At 37.9% G+C, this 19,534-nt stretch carries 19 protein-coding genes; 8 read left to right on the forward strand and 11 right to left on the reverse strand.

Annotated elements, in window-relative coordinates; all coding sequences use genetic code 11:
• Nucleotides 1–206 precede the first annotated feature (206 nt).
• Genes ptsG through ptsP form a run of 3 tightly spaced genes read left to right on the forward strand, consistent with a single transcriptional unit; the run spans nt 207 to nt 4,267 of the window.
• Nucleotides 207–2,261, forward strand: a complete 2,055-nt coding sequence (ptsG, locus tag ACN6NE_RS17460) for a glucose-specific PTS transporter subunit IIBC (protein WP_129707097.1) — start codon at nt 207–209, stop codon at nt 2,259–2,261.
• An 18-nt stretch (nt 2,262–2,279) separates the two neighbouring features.
• Entirely contained in the window at nt 2,280–2,546 is a 267-nt protein-coding gene (locus ACN6NE_RS17465) for a phosphocarrier protein HPr (RefSeq protein ID WP_013056011.1), read from the forward strand.
• Nucleotides 2,546–4,267, forward strand: a complete 1,722-nt coding sequence (gene ptsP / locus ACN6NE_RS17470; RefSeq protein ID WP_474326199.1) for a phosphoenolpyruvate--protein phosphotransferase — start codon at nt 2,546–2,548, stop codon at nt 4,265–4,267. The genes ACN6NE_RS17465 and ptsP overlap by 1 nt, the downstream gene beginning before the upstream one ends.
• Nucleotides 4,268–4,308: 41 nt before the next feature.
• Here the strand turns inward: ptsP and ACN6NE_RS17475 are convergent, their stop codons facing one another.
• The 3 genes from ACN6NE_RS17475 to ACN6NE_RS17485 form a co-directional block, all read right to left on the reverse strand.
• Nucleotides 4,309–4,995, reverse strand: a complete 687-nt coding sequence (locus ACN6NE_RS17475) for an LrgB family protein (RefSeq protein WP_013056013.1) — start codon at nt 4,993–4,995, stop codon at nt 4,309–4,311.
• Complete coding sequence (locus tag ACN6NE_RS17480; protein WP_013082263.1) at nt 4,992–5,360, reverse strand: CidA/LrgA family holin-like protein; 369 nt, start codon at nt 5,358–5,360, stop codon at nt 4,992–4,994. Before ACN6NE_RS17480 ends, ACN6NE_RS17475 begins: the two co-directional genes overlap by 4 nt.
• Before the next feature lie 639 nt (nt 5,361–5,999).
• Nucleotides 6,000–6,875: a LysR family transcriptional regulator gene (locus tag ACN6NE_RS17485; RefSeq protein WP_013056015.1), complete on the reverse strand. Its 876-nt coding sequence runs from the start codon at nt 6,873–6,875 to the stop codon at nt 6,000–6,002.
• A gap of 241 nt (nt 6,876–7,116) precedes the next feature.
• On the opposite strand from ACN6NE_RS17485, the gene ACN6NE_RS17490 reads away from it, so the two are divergent.
• Nucleotides 7,117–7,893, forward strand: a complete 777-nt coding sequence (locus ACN6NE_RS17490; RefSeq protein ID WP_474326204.1) for a peptide ABC transporter permease — start codon at nt 7,117–7,119, stop codon at nt 7,891–7,893.
• Nucleotides 7,894–8,183: 290 nt separating this feature from the next.
• Here the strand turns inward: ACN6NE_RS17490 and ACN6NE_RS17495 are convergent, their stop codons facing one another.
• On the reverse strand, nt 8,184–8,879 hold the full coding sequence (locus ACN6NE_RS17495) for a GNAT family N-acetyltransferase (protein WP_474326206.1): 696 nt from the start codon (nt 8,877–8,879) through the stop codon (nt 8,184–8,186).
• A 145-nt stretch (nt 8,880–9,024) separates the two neighbouring features.
• Here ACN6NE_RS17495 and ACN6NE_RS17500 point away from each other — a divergent pair, with 145 nt between their 5' ends.
• Nucleotides 9,025–9,810 carry an SDR family oxidoreductase gene (locus tag ACN6NE_RS17500; protein WP_474326209.1) on the forward strand — a complete coding sequence of 262 codons (786 nt, stop codon included), beginning with the start codon at nt 9,025–9,027 and terminating at the stop codon, nt 9,808–9,810.
• Nucleotides 9,811–9,846: 36 nt separating this feature from the next.
• Here the strand turns inward: ACN6NE_RS17500 and ACN6NE_RS17505 are convergent, their stop codons facing one another.
• The 5 genes from ACN6NE_RS17505 to ACN6NE_RS17525 all read right to left on the reverse strand — a co-directional run bounded on the left by ACN6NE_RS17505 (nt 9,847) and on the right by ACN6NE_RS17525 (nt 13,204).
• Nucleotides 9,847–10,458, reverse strand: a complete 612-nt coding sequence (locus ACN6NE_RS17505) for a nitroreductase family protein (RefSeq protein ID WP_025749407.1) — start codon at nt 10,456–10,458, stop codon at nt 9,847–9,849.
• A gap of 152 nt (nt 10,459–10,610) precedes the next feature.
• The gene (locus ACN6NE_RS17510) at nt 10,611–11,774 is read right to left on the reverse strand and encodes an aminotransferase A (protein ID WP_129707105.1); all 1,164 of its coding nucleotides are present in this window, start codon (nt 11,772–11,774) and stop codon (nt 10,611–10,613) included.
• A gap of 96 nt (nt 11,775–11,870) precedes the next feature.
• Nucleotides 11,871–12,092 (reverse strand): IDEAL domain-containing protein, encoded by a 222-nt coding sequence (locus tag ACN6NE_RS17515; RefSeq protein ID WP_013056021.1) that lies wholly within the window; start codon nt 12,090–12,092, stop codon nt 11,871–11,873.
• Between the two features lie 204 nt (nt 12,093–12,296).
• Nucleotides 12,297–12,491, reverse strand: coding sequence for a hypothetical protein (locus ACN6NE_RS17520; protein ID WP_013056022.1), 195 nt, complete (start codon nt 12,489–12,491; stop codon nt 12,297–12,299).
• A 113-nt stretch (nt 12,492–12,604) separates the two neighbouring features.
• A complete protein-coding gene (locus ACN6NE_RS17525; RefSeq protein ID WP_474326215.1) occupies nt 12,605–13,204 on the reverse strand; it encodes a TetR/AcrR family transcriptional regulator in 600 nt (199 codons plus the stop codon).
• A 296-nt stretch (nt 13,205–13,500) separates the two neighbouring features.
• Between ACN6NE_RS17525 and ACN6NE_RS17530 the strand changes: the two genes are divergently transcribed.
• On the forward strand, nt 13,501–14,406 hold the full coding sequence (locus ACN6NE_RS17530) for a chemotaxis protein (protein ID WP_057241775.1): 906 nt from the start codon (nt 13,501–13,503) through the stop codon (nt 14,404–14,406).
• Nucleotides 14,407–14,455: 49 nt separating this feature from the next.
• On the opposite strand, the gene ACN6NE_RS17535 is transcribed toward ACN6NE_RS17530, so the two are convergent.
• Nucleotides 14,456–14,923 carry a YkyB family protein gene (locus ACN6NE_RS17535; protein WP_013056025.1) on the reverse strand — a complete coding sequence of 156 codons (468 nt, stop codon included), beginning with the start codon at nt 14,921–14,923 and terminating at the stop codon, nt 14,456–14,458.
• A 255-nt stretch (nt 14,924–15,178) separates the two neighbouring features.
• Complete coding sequence (locus ACN6NE_RS17540) at nt 15,179–15,691, reverse strand: L,D-transpeptidase family protein (protein WP_129707110.1); 513 nt, start codon at nt 15,689–15,691, stop codon at nt 15,179–15,181.
• Between the two features lie 109 nt (nt 15,692–15,800).
• Here ACN6NE_RS17540 and ACN6NE_RS17545 point away from each other — a divergent pair, with 109 nt between their 5' ends.
• Both ACN6NE_RS17545 and ACN6NE_RS17550 read left to right on the forward strand, forming a co-directional pair.
• Entirely contained in the window at nt 15,801–17,327 is a 1,527-nt protein-coding gene (locus ACN6NE_RS17545; protein WP_129707112.1) for a Ppx/GppA family phosphatase, read from the forward strand.
• A gap of 73 nt (nt 17,328–17,400) precedes the next feature.
• The gene (locus tag ACN6NE_RS17550; RefSeq protein WP_474326220.1) at nt 17,401–19,524 is read left to right on the forward strand and encodes an RNA degradosome polyphosphate kinase; all 2,124 of its coding nucleotides are present in this window, start codon (nt 17,401–17,403) and stop codon (nt 19,522–19,524) included.
• Nucleotides 19,525–19,534 lie beyond the last annotated feature (10 nt).

Raw genomic sequence — 19,534 nt, forward strand, 5'->3', positions numbered from 1 at the left:
ATGAGTGTATCCATTTATCGTTTCTTTTTCCTCATGCCTTTTTTTTGTTATAAGAAAGCGCAATCATTTAAAGCTTAGGCTTCAGGACACCAGGAGATGTAATGAGTTTTCTAGTTAAAGAAAGCGTTTTATGAAAGCGCGTTAATGATTCACGTATCAAATAAATAGCTTGTTGCACACTAAATATATAAAAGGAGGTAAGCGCCATGTTTAAAAAACTTTTTGGAGTATTACAAAAAGTCGGAAAAGCGCTTATGTTACCGGTTGCGATTTTACCGGCAGCAGGGATTTTACTTGGAGTAGGGACAGCGCTTCAAAACCCTACATTGTTGGATGCAGTACCGGCACTTGGTGCAGACTGGGTTCAATTGGTTTCAAATGTTTTGTCGCAAGCGGGTCAAATTGTATTTGACAACTTATCGCTATTGTTTGCCGTTGGTGTTGCCGTTGGTTTAGCTGGTGGTGACGGTGTAGCAGGTATTGCTGCAATCGTAGGCTACTTAATTATGAACAAAACGATGAGCACAATCTTAGTTGCTACAGGACAACTAGATCCTGACAAAATGGGTGCCAATCCAGCTTACACTAGCATCTTAGGAATTCCTACGTTAGCTACAGGTGTATTCGGGGGTATCATAGTAGGTATTTTAGCTTCATCCATGTATAATCGCTATTTCAATATTGAATTACCATCTTATTTAGGGTTCTTTGCAGGAAAACGATTTGTACCAATCATTACTGGGGTATTTTCAATTATTTTAGGTGTTATTATGATTTTCATTTGGCCGCCAATTCAAAGCGGATTAAATGCTTTCTCTACTAACATGATTGATGCAAACCCAACTTTATCAGCGTTTGTATTTGGATTGATTGAACGTTCATTAATTCCATTTGGACTTCATCACATCTTCTACTCTCCGTTCTGGTTTGAGTTTGGTGATTACGTTAATAAAGCAGGTCAACATATTCACGGTGACCAAAAGATTTTCTTTGCTCAATTAGCAGATGGCGTGCCTTTAACAGCAGGAACATTCCAAGTTGGTAAATTCCCGTTCATGATGTTCGGATTGCCAGCAGCAGCTCTTGCGATTTATCACGAAGCTCGTCCTGAAAACAAAAAATATGTAGCTGGTATTATGGGTTCAGCTGCTTTAACATCTTTCTTAACGGGTATTACAGAGCCCCTTGAGTTCTCATTCTTATTCGTAGCACCAGTACTATTTGCAATTCACGCAGTATTTGCTGGTTTATCATTTATGGTTATGCAATTATTAAATGTTAAAATCGGTATGACATTCTCAGGTGGGGTTATCGATTACGTTCTATTTGGAGTTATGCAAAACCGTACAGCATGGTGGCTAGTTATTCCAGTAGGTTTAGTTCTAGCAGTTATTTACTACTTCGGTTTCCGCTTTGCAATCCGTAAATTTAACTTAAAAACACCGGGTCGTGAAGATAAAGAAGAAGGAGAAGAAGATGTAAAAGTAGAAGCAGCAGAGCTTCCAACAAATGTTTTAGCTGCACTTGGCGGTAAAGAAAACATTACACATTTAGATGCTTGTATTACGCGTTTGCGTGTATCAGTAGATGATGTAGGTAATGTTGATAAAAACCGCTTGAAAAAACTGGGAGCAGCTGGTGTTCTTGAAGTTGGTAACAATATTCAAGCTATTTTCGGTCCGAAATCTGACACGTTAAAAGGTCAAATTCAAGACATTATGAATGGCAAAACACCGGTTGTCACAAAAGAAGAGACAAAAACAATTGAAAAACCTGTTGCAACATCTGAAGTAGGAAGCGATAATGGTAATGATATTGTTTCACCGATTGAGGGAGAATTGGTACCTTTATCGGAAGTACCAGATCAGGTATTTTCACAAAAATTAATGGGTGACGGTTTTGCGATTATTCCGAAAACAGGCACAGTAGTTGCACCAGTGGACGGAAAAATAGTAAACTTATTCCCGACGAAACATGCTTTAGGTATTGAATCAACGACTGGACGTGAAATTTTAATTCACGTTGGTATTGATACAGTTAATTTAAAAGGCGAAGGTTTTGAAGCTTTAGTTGCCCAAGGCGATGAAGTGAAAAAAGGACAGCCTCTATTGAAAATTGATTTAGACTTTGTAAAAGAAAATGCGCCATCGACGATTACGCCGATCATTTTCACGAATTTACAAGCTGATGAAAAAATTGATATCTTAAAGCAGGGCCAAGTTTCTCAACAAGAAGCAAATATTATTAACATTTCAAAGTAAAAAGGAGATTGATTTAACATGGCACAAAAAACATTTACAGTAACAGCAGACTCAGGAATTCACGCACGTCCAGCAACAACTTTAGTACAAGCAGCAAGCAAATTTGATTCTGATATCAACTTAGAATTCAACGGTAAAACTGTAAACTTAAAATCAATCATGGGCGTTATGTCTTTAGGTATTCAAAAAGGCGCTACAATCACTATCTCTGCAGAAGGTTCTGACGAAGCAGATGCACTTGCTGCTCTTGAAGATACAATGAGCAAAGAAGGATTAGGCGAATAATGACAAAGGAAATTCAAGGCATTGCCGCTTCTAGCGGCATTGCTATTGCTAAAGCATTTCGTCTAGAAAATCCAGAATTAACCGTTGAAAAAAAATCAGTAACTGAAGTTGAAGCAGAAGTAGCACGTCTAGAAGCTGCGCTAGAAAAGTCAAAATCAGAACTTGAAATTATTAGAGAGCACGCTCGTAAAGAACTTGGAGATGACAAAGCAGAAATCTTTGAAGCTCACTTATTAGTTCTAAGCGATCCTGAACTTATTAATCCAATTAAAGATAAAATTACAAATGAAAATGTAAACGCTGAGCATGCACTTGATGAAGTAGCGGCAATGTTTATTAATATGTTTGAGTCAATGGACAATGAATATATGAAAGAACGTGCTGCTGATATCCGTGACGTAACAAAACGTGTATTAGCTCATCTTTTAGGTGTAAACGTTTCAAATCCAAGCTTAATCTCAGAAGAAGTTGTCATTATTGCAGAAGATTTAACGCCGTCTGATACAGCACAGTTAAATCGTAAGTTCGTGAAAGGATTTACAACAGATATTGGCGGACGTACTTCTCACTCAGCAATTATGGCGCGTTCAATGGAGATTCCAGCTGTTGTAGGTACAAAAACAGTTATGGAAGACATTCAAAACGGCGTATTAGTAATTGTTGATGGTTTAGATGGCGAAGTTATCGTTGATCCAAGCGAAGAAACAGTAAAAGCTTACGAGAAAAAAGCCGCTGAATATGCAGAACAAAAAGCTGAGTGGGCTAAGCTTGTAAATGAAAAAACGGTTTCAGCTGATGATCACCATGTTGAACTTGCCGCTAACATTGGTACACCAGAAGATGTAAAAGGCGTATTAGAAAACGGCGGCGAAGGCGTTGGCCTTTACCGTACAGAATTCTTATATATGGGCCGCGAAGAGCTTCCGACGGAAGAAGAGCAGTTTACTTCTTATAAAACAGTTCTTGAACGTATGGAAGGCAAACCAGTGGTTGTTCGTACTCTTGACATTGGTGGAGACAAAGAGCTTCCTTATTTAAATCTACCAAAAGAAATGAACCCATTCTTAGGATTCCGTGCCATTCGCTTATGTCTAGAGATGCAAGACATGTTCCGTACACAGCTTCGTGCGCTTCTACGTGCAAGCGTATACGGTAATCTGAAAATTATGTTTCCTATGATTGCTACTGTTGATGAGTTCCGTCAAGCAAAAGCTATTCTTTTAGAAGAAAAAGCTAAACTTGAACAAGAAGGCGTACAAGTTTCGGAAGACATCGAAGTAGGGATGATGGTAGAGATTCCTTCTTCCGCGGTAATCGCAGATTTATTTGCTAAAGAAGTAGATTTCTTCTCTATCGGAACAAACGATTTAATTCAATACACGCTTGCTGCTGACCGCATGAATGAGCGCGTGTCTTATTTATATCAACCGTATAACCCAGCGATTCTTCGCTTGGTGAATATGGTAATCAAAGCGGCTCACAAAGAAGGTAAGTGGGTAGGCATGTGCGGAGAGATGGCAGGAGATGAGATTGCAATTCCAATTCTTTTAGGTTTAGGCTTAGATGAATTCTCAATGAGTGCAACATCTATTCTGAAAGCTCGTTCTCAAATCCGTCAATTATCAAAAGCTGATATCGAACCTCATTTAGATACAATTCTATCAATGTCTTCTACGGAAGAAGTTATTGAGTTCGTAAAATCAACTTTTCATATTGGATAATAAAAAGGTGTGATCATATATGATCACACCTTTTTTATCTTTTAAGCGAAAATAGTAGGCAGAAGCATATTCGCAAACAGCATTGTAAGAAGTGCTGCTACGATCATGCCAAGGCTAGAAAAAGTACCTTCAATTTTTCCAAATTCAAAAGCTCTTGCTGTACCTGTCCCATGAGAAGCTACTCCTAAAAGAAGACCTCTTGCTAGAGAAGAGTGCAGTGCGAGGAGCTTAATCAGTTTTGGAGCGACCATACATCCTACTACACCGGTTATAATCACAAACATAATGGTGATATTTGGATCTCCTCCTAGCGTCTGAGATACATTAACAGCAATAGGAATCGTAACCGATCTTGGAATCAAGCTATGAACCAGCGTTGATTGTAAATGAAACACTAATGCTAACAGCATGGAAGATATCATGGCAGCAAACGTGCCGAGCCCTACGCTTAAGCTGATTTCAACACGATGTTTTTTGAGTAAATCAAAATACTTAAACATAGGAACAGCAAAAGCAACGGTTGCTGGTCCAAGCATAAAGCTAATAGCACTGGCACCTTGCTTATAATGATCATAAGAGCCATTCGTTACTAATAAGATGCCAATTAAAAGAATGGGGGCTAGTAAAATAGGGGAAACTAGCATAGACTTATATTTTTTATAGAGCACTTTTGTGCCGACATAAACGAGCAGTGTAAGCGGAAGAGCTATCCATGTGAGTAATGTCATTTTAGCGAACCTTCCTTTCTTCTTGAAATATGTTCTGCAATGATTCCCGTTATAGACATCACAATAATCGTACTGATTGTGATAATAATCACAATCTGGATTCCAAAATGCATCAATACATCTCCATAATTGATGAGTCCAACGACAGCTGGTATGAAAAATAGTAATAGTTCTCCCACTAACAGTGTTCCACCTTGTTCAACCCAGCTTAATTTAATTACTTTAAAGTACAGTAAGAAAAACAGTAAGAAAAATCCGATGATACTACCTGGCACTGGGAGGTCAAACCACTGTGAAATACTTTCTCCTATTAAAAACAGAGCCGTTAGTAATAAAATCTGTAAAATCACCATAATCAGTTTCATGATTAGCCTCCTTTATTTATGTTTTTATTCATTCATTCCTAGTTTGTTGAGACAATAATGGAGTCGTCTATGCTGAAAAGACGACTCCATCATGGGAAAAGAGAAACTATTTGGATTTTGCAAATGGGGATACAACTTGAGTAAATGAATGCTACACACTTATCTTACAAAAAAACGACTATAATATGAAATATATAATAACTATGATAACTATTCTTTTTAGTTATAGTTGAAAGAAATCTCTTTACAAATGCGTTGGTAACCTTTTCAAAAAAGAGTTTGTGAAATATAAGGTCTAATTATTTAATAAAAGGCAATTAAAAAAAGAGATGGAGACATGCTTAAATCAATTCAATCTAAAGACGAACCAATGGGATAAATGATTTAGTATGAATGACTTGTTACACCGCTGTTGATTTCCGGGCAAGGCTTCGTTTTCCGCGGATGGCCCCTGAGCCTCCTCGTCGCTTCCGCTTTTCCCGCAGGAGTCTTCGCCTTGCTCTCCAATCAACAGCTAAAAGCCGCTACATATATGAAACCTATGTTCACCACCATAAAAAAAATCCAAATGAGTTTGATTTTCTATTAAGAATCAAACTCATTTGGATTTTTAATTAAACTACTTTTGTCTCAGCTTTGTTAAACTGTACTTTTAATATAATCAATAAAAGCCTGTGTAGCGTAAGAGATATAGCGATCTTTTTTAACGATTAAAGCAATTTCCCATGGAATAGCATTCTCGAGATTAATTACTTTCACATGCTCCAAATCAAGCTTTTCACATAATGAATAAGGGAAAAGAGCAATGCCGAGATTAGCAGCTACCAGCTCTCCAATGAAGTCCCACTGAGAGCTTTTAAAAGCAATATTAGGTGTAAATCCATTTTTTAAACATTCGTTATAGACCATTTCATGCATGGTGAAGTCTTCATGAAAGGAAATAAGCGTTTCGTCTTTTAACTCTTTTAATGAAATCGTAGAATGCTGAGCTAACGGATGAGATTTATGAACAACAAGCTGCAGTGTTTCTCGAGCTAAAGGAGTCGTAAAAAACATGTTTTCATCAACTGGAAGTAAAACTACGCCCACATCTACTTCTCCTTGTTCCACAAATTTTTGCATTCTTTTAGCGCCATATTCGACTAATTGAATATGAATCTCAGGGTATTGCTCTCGAAATGCTTTAATAATAGTAGGAAAAAACAATGTACCAATAATAGGGGGAATGCCTATTTTGATGGTGCCTCTTTTTAAATGCATTAAATCATAGAGGGAATCCGATAAATCTCGGAGAGAAGATAAAATACTTTCAGCTTGCTCGTACACGATTATTCCTGCATCGGTAAGCTGAACTTGTTTGCCAGCGCGATCAAACAAAGGTGTGCCGAGCTCTTCTTCTAATGATTTAACCATTTTACTGAGAGAAGGTTGAGAAATATGCAGCGCTTCAGAAGCTCTTGTGAAATTTTTATGTTTAGCCACTTCTGTTAAGTAATGCAAATGGCGAACATCCATTTTGTATACCTCCGTGTTCATATATGCTAATTAATAAGATACACACATTCTATCACATTCACAATCAGCTCTATACCTTTCTTTCCTATCAAATAAAATGAGCAGTAGAAGAGGTAGTGAATACAAAAGAAATTGCCAACAATATATATTTACACATTGTTTATTTTAGAAGTATAATATATAAATCAGTAGAACGGTTACATATCGATCACAGAATCAATCAATAAGGTGGTTAGAACGGTTGAGTAAAGCAGATGAAATAAGAGATATCGTTTATATTAATGGCCATGTAAATAAAAAATGCTTTATTACATATGGAATTGAATTTAAAGAGTTTTATCATTCCCTTCCTACGCCGCTTGCAAATATATTATTGTTAAAGCACGGTTTTGAAGACAGTGATTACCATTACCAAACCCATATGGACTACGTAGAAGAAGAACAAATTCATCTTTTAGCAGAAGATGATGTTTATAATTATGGTGATTTTTGTTGGATTGATTTTGAGGATGTATCTTCGTTAGATTTGTTAGAACCTCAAGATATTGCAGCGCTGCTGTATTTAGGTCATTTAAAAAAACCGCTCAATTCGCCATTTAATAATAAACTCGGTAATCAATTTGTTTATTTAGCGCATGATGATGGATTTTATAACAAAATCTATTTTCGAGACGTGTATGATATGAAGCATATTTTAAGCCGAATCATTCCGTTAAAAATGTCAGAAATTAAGCAAAAAAGATTTGTATTTAGAAGGAAGAAGTTAGAATATCCAATATTGCCGCTCGTGTTAGCAAATACGCTTCTTACTTTAACGAATGACGGTTTGTTTATTGATTTTGAACACATGGTGCAATCCCGTAGAGATATTAAAATTCCTTTGTATACAATCGGTGACTTTGACGACATGAATGAAATGTATAATGATCGGTTAGAGCACAAAGAGATGAGTAAATTGCAGGCGCATCTTGTTCTCACTCATAAAGAACTAGAGTGGAGCATTGAAGAAGTTCAATAATCTAAAAAGAGGTTGAGACATAACTAAATGAATCCAACCTAAAGACGAACACATGAGCTGGATTCTTATTATACCGCAGTTGATTTCCGTGCAAAGCCTCGCCTTCCGCGGGCGGCCGCTGAGCCTCCTGGTCGCTTTCGCTCCTATGGGGTCTCATTTCCCGCAGGAGTCTTCGTCTTGCTCTCCAATCAACTGCTAGAAGGAACGAAACAGATAAAACTATATTTACAATCACAAAAAAACGAACCGTTAATCAAACATGTTGATTAACGGTTCGTTTTTCACTTGGGCTAAAATACCTTTGTTCCAGCCTCTTTTTGAATAGCCGTATAAAATGGATTTTTCCATTCCATTAGTACGGCGTAGTTGTGTGAATCTTTATCTTCAATATAGTTTGCTGCGAGACCAATAGGCGTTCTGCCACAGCGCATTAAAAAGGTCATAACCGGGTCGTAGAGAGTTCCGGCTGATACAAGGTTCATGTATTCAACGGGCGTGTACAAGGAAGACACTGATGCGTATCCAGGGATGCGGCACCCGCCGAGCAGCCTTTCTAACTTGTAATGAATCACGACTTCATATAAAGACTGCAAAAGCAGCTTCCCAAGCCCCATCGATCGATGCGAAGGAATGACGCATACGTCCACTACATAAAGCGTATTACCAGAAGGGTCGTGCGTATGAATATATCCGCTTCCTGTTACTTCATCCCAGGTGTGAGCCGCATTTCCTTCCACTGAAACAATCGCGCTTGTGATAGATCCGCATATTGTTCCGTATATCTCCACGCATAGCGCTCCATCCGGAAAAAGGGAAACATGGTTATTTAACTGATCTTTGCTCCATAATAATTCACAAGGGAAAGGAGGGGGAAAACTTTCTTCTTGAATCCGAATCAGCTCATCGAAGTCATTTGATGTATATGATCGTACCGTACATGTTACAGGCTTGTTTTGATGAAAGACAAAGAATTGCTTTTTATACATTGCTTTTTTGCCTCCTTTAAGAAAAGAATTTTCAGATAATTAAGTATACCATATGGAAAAAAGAAATTATTTCATATTTATTGAAGAATTTGACGAGAACTTGATAAAGTTAAAAAAATTCGAACTATTGGACGAGGTGAAAGAAATGGATGTTGAATTAAAAGGAAAAACAGCACTTGTATTTGTGGCCAGCCAAGGGCTCGGTAAAGCGATTGCTGCCAGGCTCGCAGAAGAAGGCGCAAACGTTATGATTGCAAGTCGTTCAGAAGAGAAACTAATCCAAGTAGCGGAAGAGATTTCATATCTTGGAAGCGGACAAGTGTTACATAAAACGGCAGATGTCACGAAAACTCAAGACATTCAAGATGTTATTCAATATACAGTAGATACGCTTGGAACCATTGATATTTTAATTAATAATACAGGAGGTCCTAAAGCAGGGAACTTCTTTTCGTTAACAGATGATGATTGGAAGCATGCATTTGAGTTAAATCTCCTCAGCTATATTCCTATCATTCGTGAGGTAGTGCCCGTTATGAAAAAGAGCGGAGGACGTATTGTCAATATTGCTTCTTCTTCCATTAAAGAGCCAATTGCTGGGCTGATTCTGTCAAATACATTCCGTACCGGAATCGTGGGGCTTACCAAAACACTTGCTTCAGAACTAGCAGAGGACGGTATCTTAATTAACACGGTTGCGCCAGGAAGAATTGCAACAGACCGAGTGAAAGAGCTAGATACCATTCGTGCTGAAAAATTGGGAGTAGACGTTTTAGAAATTGAAGAAGAGATGAGAAACCAAATTCCTCTTAAGCGCTACGGTCAGCCTGAAGAGTTTGCTAAAGCCGTTGCTTTCTTTGTCTCGGGAGCGAATTCATATATGACAGGCCAGTCATTTCTAATCGACGGAGGCATGGTGAAATCCATTTAGTTACATAGAAAAACCCTGCAGCCGCAGGGTTTTTTGTTAAATCCAAGTTGTAACTTGATCTAATGGTAAACGATCGCTAGCGTGTGCTTCTTTAGCCGCTTTTCCAACTGAGATAAGCATAACTGGAATGTATCGATCCTCAATTTTAAATTCTTCTACAAATTTTTGAGCGTTAAATCCGCCCATTGAGCAAGTGTCTAATCCTTTTGCTTTTGCTGCAAGCATGAATGTCATAGATGCAAGAGAAGCATTCGTAAACGCTGCATCGCGGGCAAAAGCACCGTTTTTATAAGCGCCGTTAATTTGTCCTGACAAAATATTTTTTACGTCTTCTGTCATGTGACCTGCTTCGACTAGTGGATTGTACACGTCATCTACATTTTTATTGGCTTCTAAATCACCTAAGACAGCTACTACAGCGCCTGCTTCTGTAATTTGTTTTTGGTTGTAAGCAATTGGAAGTAGACGTTCTTTCGCATCTTGGTCTGTAATAACAACGAAATGCCAGTGCTGTAAGTTCCAAGCTGATGGTGACTTCACTGTTGCTTCTAAAAGTTCCGTTAATTCTTCTTTGCTTAATTTAGCTGAAGAGTCATATTCTCGAATCGATGTACGTTCATTTACCACATCAAAAAAATCTTTTGTCATAATAAAAACCTCCGTTAAAAATATGTATTTCTTTAGTGAATCGATGCACATTTTATAATGATACACTATTGAAGTCAATTTATATGCTTTTAGTATACCCGCTCTTATGTGCTGTCACTCACAAAAAAATGCATACACTTCTTCTCATCGGCTTAACGTGACTGACGAGATGTAAGATAAGCTTCAATTCGATCACAGGCTTCACGCAGCGTGTTCATGGAATACGCATACGACAGGCGGACATATCCTTCACCGTGGGAAGAAAAAGCGCTGCCGGGTACTAGTGCAACACCTGCTTCTTTTACTAACTCCAGGGCAAAATCAAATGAATTACTGTGGAAGTTCTGAATAGAAGGGAAGATATAAAAAGCACCAGTCGGCTTTTCTACGTCAAATCCCATGTTTACTAATCGGTCATACACATAATTCAGCCTTTGTTCGTATTCTTTTTTCATATCCACCGCATCGTTTTTACCTGCTGTCAGTGCCTCGAGTGCAGCTGCTTGAGAGACAGAAGAAGCACAGCTCACGTTGTATTGATGAACTTTTAAAATATGTTTGGCTAAATAAGAAGGAGCAAATAAAAGGCCAATTCGCCAGCCTGTCATGGAATGAGACTTTGATACTCCGTTAATAACAATTGTTTTCTCTCTCATAGAGGAAATGGAGGCAATGGACTGATGTTTTTTATCAAAAACGAGCTCGCTGTATATTTCATCAGATAGTACAAAAATATTTTTATCGCTTAAAAGAGCGGAAATTTCTTCTAATTCTTGCTGTGATAACGTCACGCCTGTAGGATTAGACGGATAAGGTAAGATGACGCATCTTGTTTTAGACGTCAAATGTTGTTGGATTAAATCTGCTGTTAGTCGAAATCCTGTTTCGGTTGTATCAATATGCACAGGTTTAGCGCCGTTTAATCTGATAAGCGGTTCATATCCTGGGTAAACAGGTCCAGGTAAAATAACTTCAGAATCTTCTTCTAAAATGGTACGAAGAGCAATATCAATTGCTTGACTAGCTCCAATGGTCACAATCACTTCATCCGCTGGGTTATAGTGCAAGTCATATTTTTCTTTGACAAATTGAGCTGCTGCCTCGCGCAGTTCTATCGTTCCAGCATTGTGGGTATAAGAAGTTTGGTTATCATCAATTGCAGATTTTGCCGCTTCTTTTACATGCTGTGGTGTTAAGAAGTCAGGTTGTCCAATTGTGAGGGATAAAACATCTTGATATTGTGAGACCATATTATAAAATGTACGTATTCCTGATAATTCAATTTCTTTGACACGTTTATTGATTAAGTGCTCCATAGTTTCAAATCCTTCCGCGTATTTTCAACTCATTTTATCACAATGAAAATAGGTAAAAAACCACTATTTGCGCATTTGGCAAATAGTGGTTTTAAGTTAGGTATTATACAGCTTATTATAAGCAGTTGTTAGTTCATAAAATTGTTCTTCATCTCTGTTATCTAACGCATCGTCGATAAGAGATTTCAAATGCTGTTTATTAAAGTTTGTACTCATAGTCGTTAAAATACGATCAGCTTCTTTCGCGTAATAGTGTTGGTAAGGTGTGTACTGAGATGAGTGAGGATAGTGATTCATATTTTTTCGATAAGAACTCATAACATAAACCTCCTTTTTTAAAATAAAACGCAGCTTCTATTACTTGAAATGTACCCTTTCTATATAGTTGTTAACCCTGTTTTTCAGCTGCGAATGTGCTAAGGTATGTGTTAGGAAATCAGAGGTTCCTCGCTTCACGTTCAATTCTAGATTCAAAATAATAAGCGCATAAAAAGACCTGCATATATATGCAGGTCTTGTATATTAGTCAGTGTGTATTTGGCCTTCACGCCAATAAACGGGGGAAACGTAGCCAAAATCAACTTCATGATCGTCCAATGTTACAACGCAGTGATCAGAGCCTTCTTGTTCTTTAATATCTTGATATACAGCTTCTTCTACGTTTTCAATAATGGTCATTTCATTATCGTCATTAAAAAGAATGACGGAGCCTTTCATATTACGAACACCTTCTTTTAAGATTATTCATTCACTTTGTGTAGTATAAACCGTTTTGGCTGTAGAGTCCACAGCTATCTTCGATTTCTTGTTAAAAATTTGTGAACAGGCTTTTAGGAATGAATAAGAAACCCTTTAAATAAAAGAGTAACCGACTTGTCTATTCTTTCTTGAAGGGTAGCAGAGTCGGGTTGGTTGGTACACCAGTAGAGAAGTGTGCCAAAAAAATTAAGTATAGCAATAGAAGCCATTTCTTCGGCAGGGATATCGACTATAAGTTCACCTCTGTTTTGTCCTGTTTGAAAAACTTTTGTAAAATGAGCACGCATTTTTTCAATTTGAAGAATTTCAGATTGTTGAAAGGAAGTGTTGGTAATAGCAATATGAAACCAAGAACGGATTAGGTGAGGGTTCGCTTCTTCGTTTGATTGTGCTAGTAATAAAAACAGTTGTTTAACAATGGCAGCACTTGATTCTTCTGTTTGAAGGAGCTGTTCTAATTTATAGGAGATACGGTTTGTAAAATTAATTCCAAGGTAGTGAAGAACTTCTTCTTTCGTTTTGAAGTAATTAAAAAATGTTCCCTTTGCTACACCCGCTTCATGGGTAATTTGAGACACAATCGTTTTTTGATATCCCTGCTGTTGGAATAAAGAGATAGCGGCTTTTTGGATGCGTTTTTTTGTTTCTTCTTTTTGTAATCCTCTGTTCATAAATTACACCTCGTTTTAATAGGAGTAGTCGTTTGACTCAAGTTCATAAGCTAGTATAGAGAAGTAGAGTAGAGTAAGTAAAAAACTGAGCAGAGGATGAGACGAAAGGGATCGACGCTCATGTTTTTATATAGTATATAATATTCTGTTAATTCGTAAAACAATATTTTATGTATATGTTTTAGGGAAAAAGGATAACAAAATAAGAAAATTTTTCTTTACGGATATAAGAGGCGGTCACTATAATGGGAAATATGGACTATTAGATAAGCAGGTGAGATGAGAGGAGTAAGTATATGAATCGAGATAAAGGGATTTTGTTGGAAAGTGGTACAAACGAACTGGAAATTGTCGAATTTGAGATAGGAAATGTTTGGTTTGGCATCAATGTAGTAAAAGTTAGAGAGATTATTAATCCGGTATCTATTACACCTGTTCCAAATGCGCATTCTTACATAGAAGGTATTATAGAGCTAAGAGGGGAAGTACTTCCTGTTGTTGACATAGCAAAAGCGTTAAAAATGGAACCTTCAAATACGCCGCAAAAAGATAAGTTAATTGTTACAGAGTTCAATCAGCAAAAAATTGTCTTTCATACCCATGCAGTGACGCAAATTCACCGTATTTCTTGGAAAGAAATTGAGAAGCCTTCAGATTTGTATCAAGGTTTGGAAACGCAGATTACTGGAGTGGTAAAATTAAACGGTCAAATGATTCTGCTGTTAGACTTTGAAAAGTTGATTTCTGACGTGAACCCTGATGCGGGTATTAATCAGTCGAAAATAAAAAAGCTAGGGGCTAGGGAACGCTCTAATAAAAAGATTGTCGTGGCTGAAGACTCGCCGCTGCTGCGCCGAATGATTGAAGATACTCTTGCACAAGCAGGTTATGAGAACACGGAATTTTTTGAGAACGGTGAGGAAGCGTGGAACTATCTAAGCTCGGTGATCGATGAAGGTGTGGAAATCAGTGATCAAGTCCAGCTGCTTATTACAGATATAGAAATGCCGCAAATGGATGGGCATCATTTAACTAAAAAAGTGAAAGAAAATCCTCAGCTTTCTATACTTCCAGTCATTATCTTCTCTTCTCTTATCACAGAAGATTTACGTCACAAGGGAAAGATGGTAGGAGCGGAAGGACAAGTAAGTAAGCCGGAAATCGGAGAGCTTGTTGAGTTGATCGATCTCTATATTTTGTAGGATCACAAAAAAGTGCCTGAAAGCAGATTGCTCCACTTCAGGCACTTTTTTAAAAATAACTTTTACCCAGCGGTTTAAACACAGGTGCTTGCCGTTTTCTTGGAGTCGAAACAGGGCTTTTAGCCGGCTGTACGAGATGACCCGTATATTTAGATAATAAGCGCTTCGCATAAGATAATGACATAGTCGTTTTGGGATTTCGATACTGATGGTTTAAATGGCCGAGGTGTGATAACTCTTTGAAGTCTTCTTTCTTTGGAGGCATATGGAAAAAGTAGTCTCCAACTGATACAAGTACATCTGATTTTTGTTGACTTTTACCAGGGTTTGGCGAAAAGTGAAGTCCTTCTTTTTTGGCTTTTCCTTCTAAAATTAGTTGATCTAATGCAATTTTCTTTAACGTATATAACTGCTTAGGATCAGGAGCAGCTTTTGCGTGACGATTTACAGTGAAAATAGCTTGTGCAATCTCAGATACAGACGGGGTCAAAGAGCCTTGTCCATTTGCTTGAGACATACGTTCACTCCCTTTCTATCATATCAGCTGTTCAACCTATAAGGTGAAAGCTGATACGTTCATTATAGCGTGTCTTGTCCCATTTGAAAATAATTACACGAAGAAGTATTTTGGTAATTAATGAAATTTCCTATGTATAGGGTTTGTTTTGTTACGCTTCCTTATACAAGTAAAGTGGAACAGCACGCCATACTTTCTATTTTTAAAAAAATGCTGCTCGCACAGTTAAACCATCATTGATTAGTAAATCCCGAACTATTGAGCCATTCGTCGAGAAGGTCGAATATAAACACCAGTCCCATTTGGCACAATTTGAGCTAGCTCATTTACTTGGGCATTATACATGCGAATGCATCCTTTGGATACGGCTTTTCCAATAGAACTTGGATCATTTGTTCCGTGAATGCCATATGACTTTTTAGACAAGCTTAGCCACATTGTACCAAAAGGCCCCCCAGGGTTTGGCTCCCGGTTAACGATAACAAAGTCTCCAGTAGGGGTTGCGCTCAGCATTTTTCCTGCTGCAATGGGATAGACTTTTTGTATGATATTATTTCTTCGTAATTCAAGCTGCTTTTCAGCAATAAACACGTGGATCGTGTAAGGAATGAGCTCTTTATCAGGGAGGTTTGGAATGATGATTACTTGCCCAGGCTTCAGCGTACTATGGCTTACAAAAGGATTAGCCATCCACAGGTCTTCAACCGGAACCCGGTAGTCACCTGAAACGCTTTGCCAGGTTTCACCGCGCTTTACTATATATCTCATTAACTTCGCTCCTTTGATATATGACTATGTTGTAACAGTATACGATTGAAAAAAGTAAAAGTGACTTTTGTGAGCATAAAGTTATTTTGAAAAAGGTGTTGAAATTACATTGACTTATAAGCATGGACTGATTGATATAGGTTCAAATACGATACGCCTTGTTATTTATGAATACAAAAAAGGCAGAGGGTTTAAGCAAATTGAAAACGTGAAAGTAGCTGCACGGCTTCGAAATTATTTAAGTAAAGAAGGAGTGTTAACGGCTAAAGGAATATATACCTTGCTTGATACGCTTAAAACGTTTGGAGTTATTACCAAGCATCAGCAGCTGCCGCACGTTACCTGTGTGGCCACAGCTACCATCCGTCAAGCGGCTAATGCAAAAGAAGTTCTAGCGCTTGTAAAAAAAGAAACGGGCTTTTCTATTCAACTATTGTCTGAATATGAAGAAGCGTATTACGGCTTTGTTGCCGTTATTCATTCCACTTCGATCGAAGAAGCCATTACAATTGACATTGGTGGGGGAAGTACGGAAGTTACGTATTTTCGCAATCGAGAGTTAGTGCAGTACCACAGCTTTCCGTTCGGTGCCTTATCTCTTCGTCTGAAGTTCGTCAAAGGCAATATTCCCACTGCAGAAGAGAAAGTAAAAATCCGCGATTTCGTGATCCGGCATTTCCATACTGTCCCGTGGCTTTTAAATCGCCAAGTTCCGATTGTAGCCATTGGAGGAAGTGCAAGAAGTATGGTGCAAGTGCATCAAGGTTTTATCCACTATCCCCTCGCCGGGCTGCATCAATATGAAATGAATTTAGCTGATATATTGCATGTGAAATCTGCTATAGGCTCATTGTCTTCTCACAATCTTCAAAAGCTAGACCGCTTGTCAAAGGATCGTGCGGATACAATTTTGCCAGCGATTGAAGTATTTCAATCATTATATGAAACAGTCAACGCGACTCGTTTCATCTTAAGCCGCAAAGGCTTAAGAGAAGGGGTGTTATTTAAGGAGGCTTTTGATGCTAATATCCAGCCAATGTACCCCGATGTCATACAGCAAAGTTTTCAAGAAATAATGGAAGAGTTTGAAGTAAGTAAAGATTACGTCAAACAGCTTACGCGCACAGCTATTATGATGTTTCAGCATCTTAGGGAGCAGGGACCGGTTGATTTAAAAGAGGATGACTTAGCGCTTCTTATAAAAGCTGTGCAAGTGTATGATATAGGAAAGTATATTGATGCGGAATCAAGCAGCCAGCATACGTTTTATGTGCTTGCTAATCGTACAATCGATGGCATTTCACATAGAGAACGTTTAAAGCTGGCACTTGTTTCTTCATATAAAGGGAAGTCTTCTTTTAGGCAATATGTTGCTCCTTTTAAAAAGTGGTTAACAAAAGAAGAACAAAAAAAAGTCCAGCTGCTCGGTGCGGTTTTAAAAATAGCTGACGGTTTACATGCAACAAAGCGAAATGTTGTTCAACATATTGACATGAAAAGCGATGAAAACACAGTTACGATTAAACTATTATGTACAAAAACCTTTCGTCCTGAACAATATCAGGCTGAAAAACAGAAAAAGCATCTAGAAAAAGTAGTGAAAAAAAATATTGTTCTTGAATTTACTAAGCTTTAGAATAACGCTGGATCGGTTAGAATATTCAGTATAGCTAACTAGATTAAATCCATTATCCTGGAAGGTGAGGCTAATGTTAGAAAGTGATCGCACTTATAAGCAAACCATACAAGTGGCTGATTCAGCTTATTACAATAATCGTGAATTGAGCTGGCTGGCTTTTAACAAGCGGGTGCTGGAAGAAGCAGTAGATACGAAAAACCCTTTGCTTGAGCGGTTTAAATTTCTAGGAATTTTCAGTTCAAATCTGGATGAGTTTTTTATGATTCGGGTAGCCGGATTAAAAGATCAAGTGAAAGCTGGATTTAGCAAACCTGAAAACAAAGCAGGCTTAACTCCTAAACAGCAGCTATTTTCTATCTCCAAACAAAACCACGATCTAGTCAAGCAGCAGTATGATACGTATATTCATACACTTCTTCCCGAATTACAGAAATACGGCGTGGAAATCATTACGGTTGAAAAGCTGGAGAAATCAAATCTAGATAAGCTTGAACAGTATTTTGACGAGCAAATCTTTCCCGTATTAACTCCTATGGCTATTGATACCTACCGGCCGTTTCCTATGTTGATGAATAAAAGCTTGAACTTAGCAGTCGTCCTTTCAGAAAATTCAAATGATGAGCAGCAAATTGCCGAGATAAAAGAAAGACTAGCTATCGTTCAAGTACCTTCGATGCTAACGCGCTACATTGAAATAGCCACGTCAGATTCTACCCGTCTATTTGTATTGCTAGAGAATGTAATTGCCTATTTTATTAAAAAGTTGTTTAAGGGATACCGCGTTTCATCCGTTTCTCAATTTCGAATTACCCGCAACGCGGATATGACTATTCACGAAGAAGACGCTCAAGATTTACTAAAAGAAATTGAAGAAGAGTTACAGAAGCGAAAATGGGGAGTGGCTGTTCGGCTTGAGATTAAGAGTCCATATGATCAGGGTGTACTAGCGTATTTAAAGTCAGTACTTGAAATTGACGATGAAGATGTGTATGAGATCGAAGGACAGCTGGATTTAACCAGTTTATTTTCGTTTTATAGATTACTTAAATCTACGCATGAAGAGTTGGCTGAAAAAGCCTTTATTCCTAAGCTTACAACAGAGTTACACCCGGATCAAAATGTTTTCGACCAAATGATTCAAAGAGATATTTTGTTTCACCATCCTTATGAATCATTTAAGCCGGTACTTGATTTTGTTAACGGTGCAGCAGACGATGAAAATGTGCTTGCTATTAAGCAAACGTTATACAGGGTAAGCGGAGATTCTCCCGTTATTAAAGCATTAAAACGAGCGGCTGCAAAAGGTAAACAAGTGACGGTACTAGTTGAACTAAAAGCGAGGTTTGATGAAGAGAATAATGTGCAATGGGCTAAAGAGCTAGAGCGGGCAGGGTGCCACGTGATATATGGAATGACGCATTTAAAAACGCATGGTAAAATTACGCTCGTGGTGAGAAGAGAAGGAGAGCATATTAAACGGTTTGTTCATCTTGGTACTGGGAATTACAACGATGCCACGGCAAAGATCTATACGGATATAAGTCTTTTTACTGTCAACCGAAACATCGGGATAGATGCGGCCAATTTTTTTAATTACTTAAGTGGCTATACGCAAAAACCAGTATATCATCATTTATCCGTTGCACCACTTGATATAAGAAATGATTTTTTGCATCTCATTGATCAGGAAATCCATTATCACAGACGGTATGGCAATGGAAGAATCATTGGGAAAATGAACTCATTAACGGATAAAATTTTAATTATGAAGCTATATGAAGCTTCTATAGCTGGTGTGACAATCGAACTCATTGTTAGAGGAGCGTGCTGCTTGCGCCCTCAAATTCAAGGCGTTAGCGAGAATATAAGAGTAAGAAGCATTGTCGGACGATTTTTAGAGCATAGCCGAATCTATTATTTTCATCATAATAAACAGGAAAAGTTTTTCTTTTCATCTGCAGATATGATGACAAGAAATATGGTGAAACGAGTAGAAATTTTATTTCCTATCTTGGATACACATTTGAAAAAAAAAGTGTGGAAGTGGCTTGAAGTTATGCTTGCTGATAATGTAAAAGCACGAGAACAAGACCAAGAAGGGAATTATCATTACGTCATAAAAAAAGAACATGAGCTCTCTATTAATAGTCAAGAGATCTTTTGTCAATATGCTCTTTGCGACGATCAAGAATAACATAAAAAAA

It is taken from the genome of Priestia sp. 53B2, from assembly GCF_056099005.1.

Bases quoted from the DNA above. Each gene is read 5' to 3' on its own strand.
- ptsG (WP_129707097.1), top strand. From the start codon at position 207: ATGTTTAAAAAACTTTTTGGAGTATTACAAAAAGTCGGAAAAGCGCTT.
- ACN6NE_RS17465 (WP_013056011.1), top strand. From the start codon at position 2,280: ATGGCACAAAAAACATTTACAGTAACAGCAGACTCAGGAATTCACGCA.
- ptsP (WP_474326199.1), top strand. From the start codon at position 2,546: ATGACAAAGGAAATTCAAGGCATTGCCGCTTCTAGCGGCATTGCTATT.
- ACN6NE_RS17475 (WP_013056013.1), bottom strand. From the start codon at position 4,995: ATGACATTACTCACATGGATAGCTCTTCCGCTTACACTGCTCGTTTAT.
- ACN6NE_RS17480 (WP_013082263.1), bottom strand. From the start codon at position 5,360: ATGAAACTGATTATGGTGATTTTACAGATTTTATTACTAACGGCTCTG.
- ACN6NE_RS17485 (WP_013056015.1), bottom strand. From the start codon at position 6,875: ATGGATGTTCGCCATTTGCATTACTTAACAGAAGTGGCTAAACATAAA.
- ACN6NE_RS17495 (WP_474326206.1), bottom strand. From the start codon at position 8,879: ATGTATAAAAAGCAATTCTTTGTCTTTCATCAAAACAAGCCTGTAACA.
- ACN6NE_RS17500 (WP_474326209.1), top strand. From the start codon at position 9,025: ATGGATGTTGAATTAAAAGGAAAAACAGCACTTGTATTTGTGGCCAGC.
- ACN6NE_RS17505 (WP_025749407.1), bottom strand. From the start codon at position 10,458: ATGACAAAAGATTTTTTTGATGTGGTAAATGAACGTACATCGATTCGA.
- ACN6NE_RS17510 (WP_129707105.1), bottom strand. From the start codon at position 11,774: ATGGAGCACTTAATCAATAAACGTGTCAAAGAAATTGAATTATCAGGA.
- ACN6NE_RS17515 (WP_013056021.1), bottom strand. From the start codon at position 12,092: ATGAGTTCTTATCGAAAAAATATGAATCACTATCCTCACTCATCTCAG.
- ACN6NE_RS17520 (WP_013056022.1), bottom strand. From the start codon at position 12,491: ATGAAAGGCTCCGTCATTCTTTTTAATGACGATAATGAAATGACCATT.
- ACN6NE_RS17525 (WP_474326215.1), bottom strand. From the start codon at position 13,204: ATGAACAGAGGATTACAAAAAGAAGAAACAAAAAAACGCATCCAAAAA.
- ACN6NE_RS17530 (WP_057241775.1), top strand. From the start codon at position 13,501: ATGAATCGAGATAAAGGGATTTTGTTGGAAAGTGGTACAAACGAACTG.
- ACN6NE_RS17535 (WP_013056025.1), bottom strand. From the start codon at position 14,923: ATGTCTCAAGCAAATGGACAAGGCTCTTTGACCCCGTCTGTATCTGAG.
- ACN6NE_RS17540 (WP_129707110.1), bottom strand. From the start codon at position 15,691: ATGAGATATATAGTAAAGCGCGGTGAAACCTGGCAAAGCGTTTCAGGT.
- ACN6NE_RS17550 (WP_474326220.1), top strand. From the start codon at position 17,401: ATGTTAGAAAGTGATCGCACTTATAAGCAAACCATACAAGTGGCTGAT.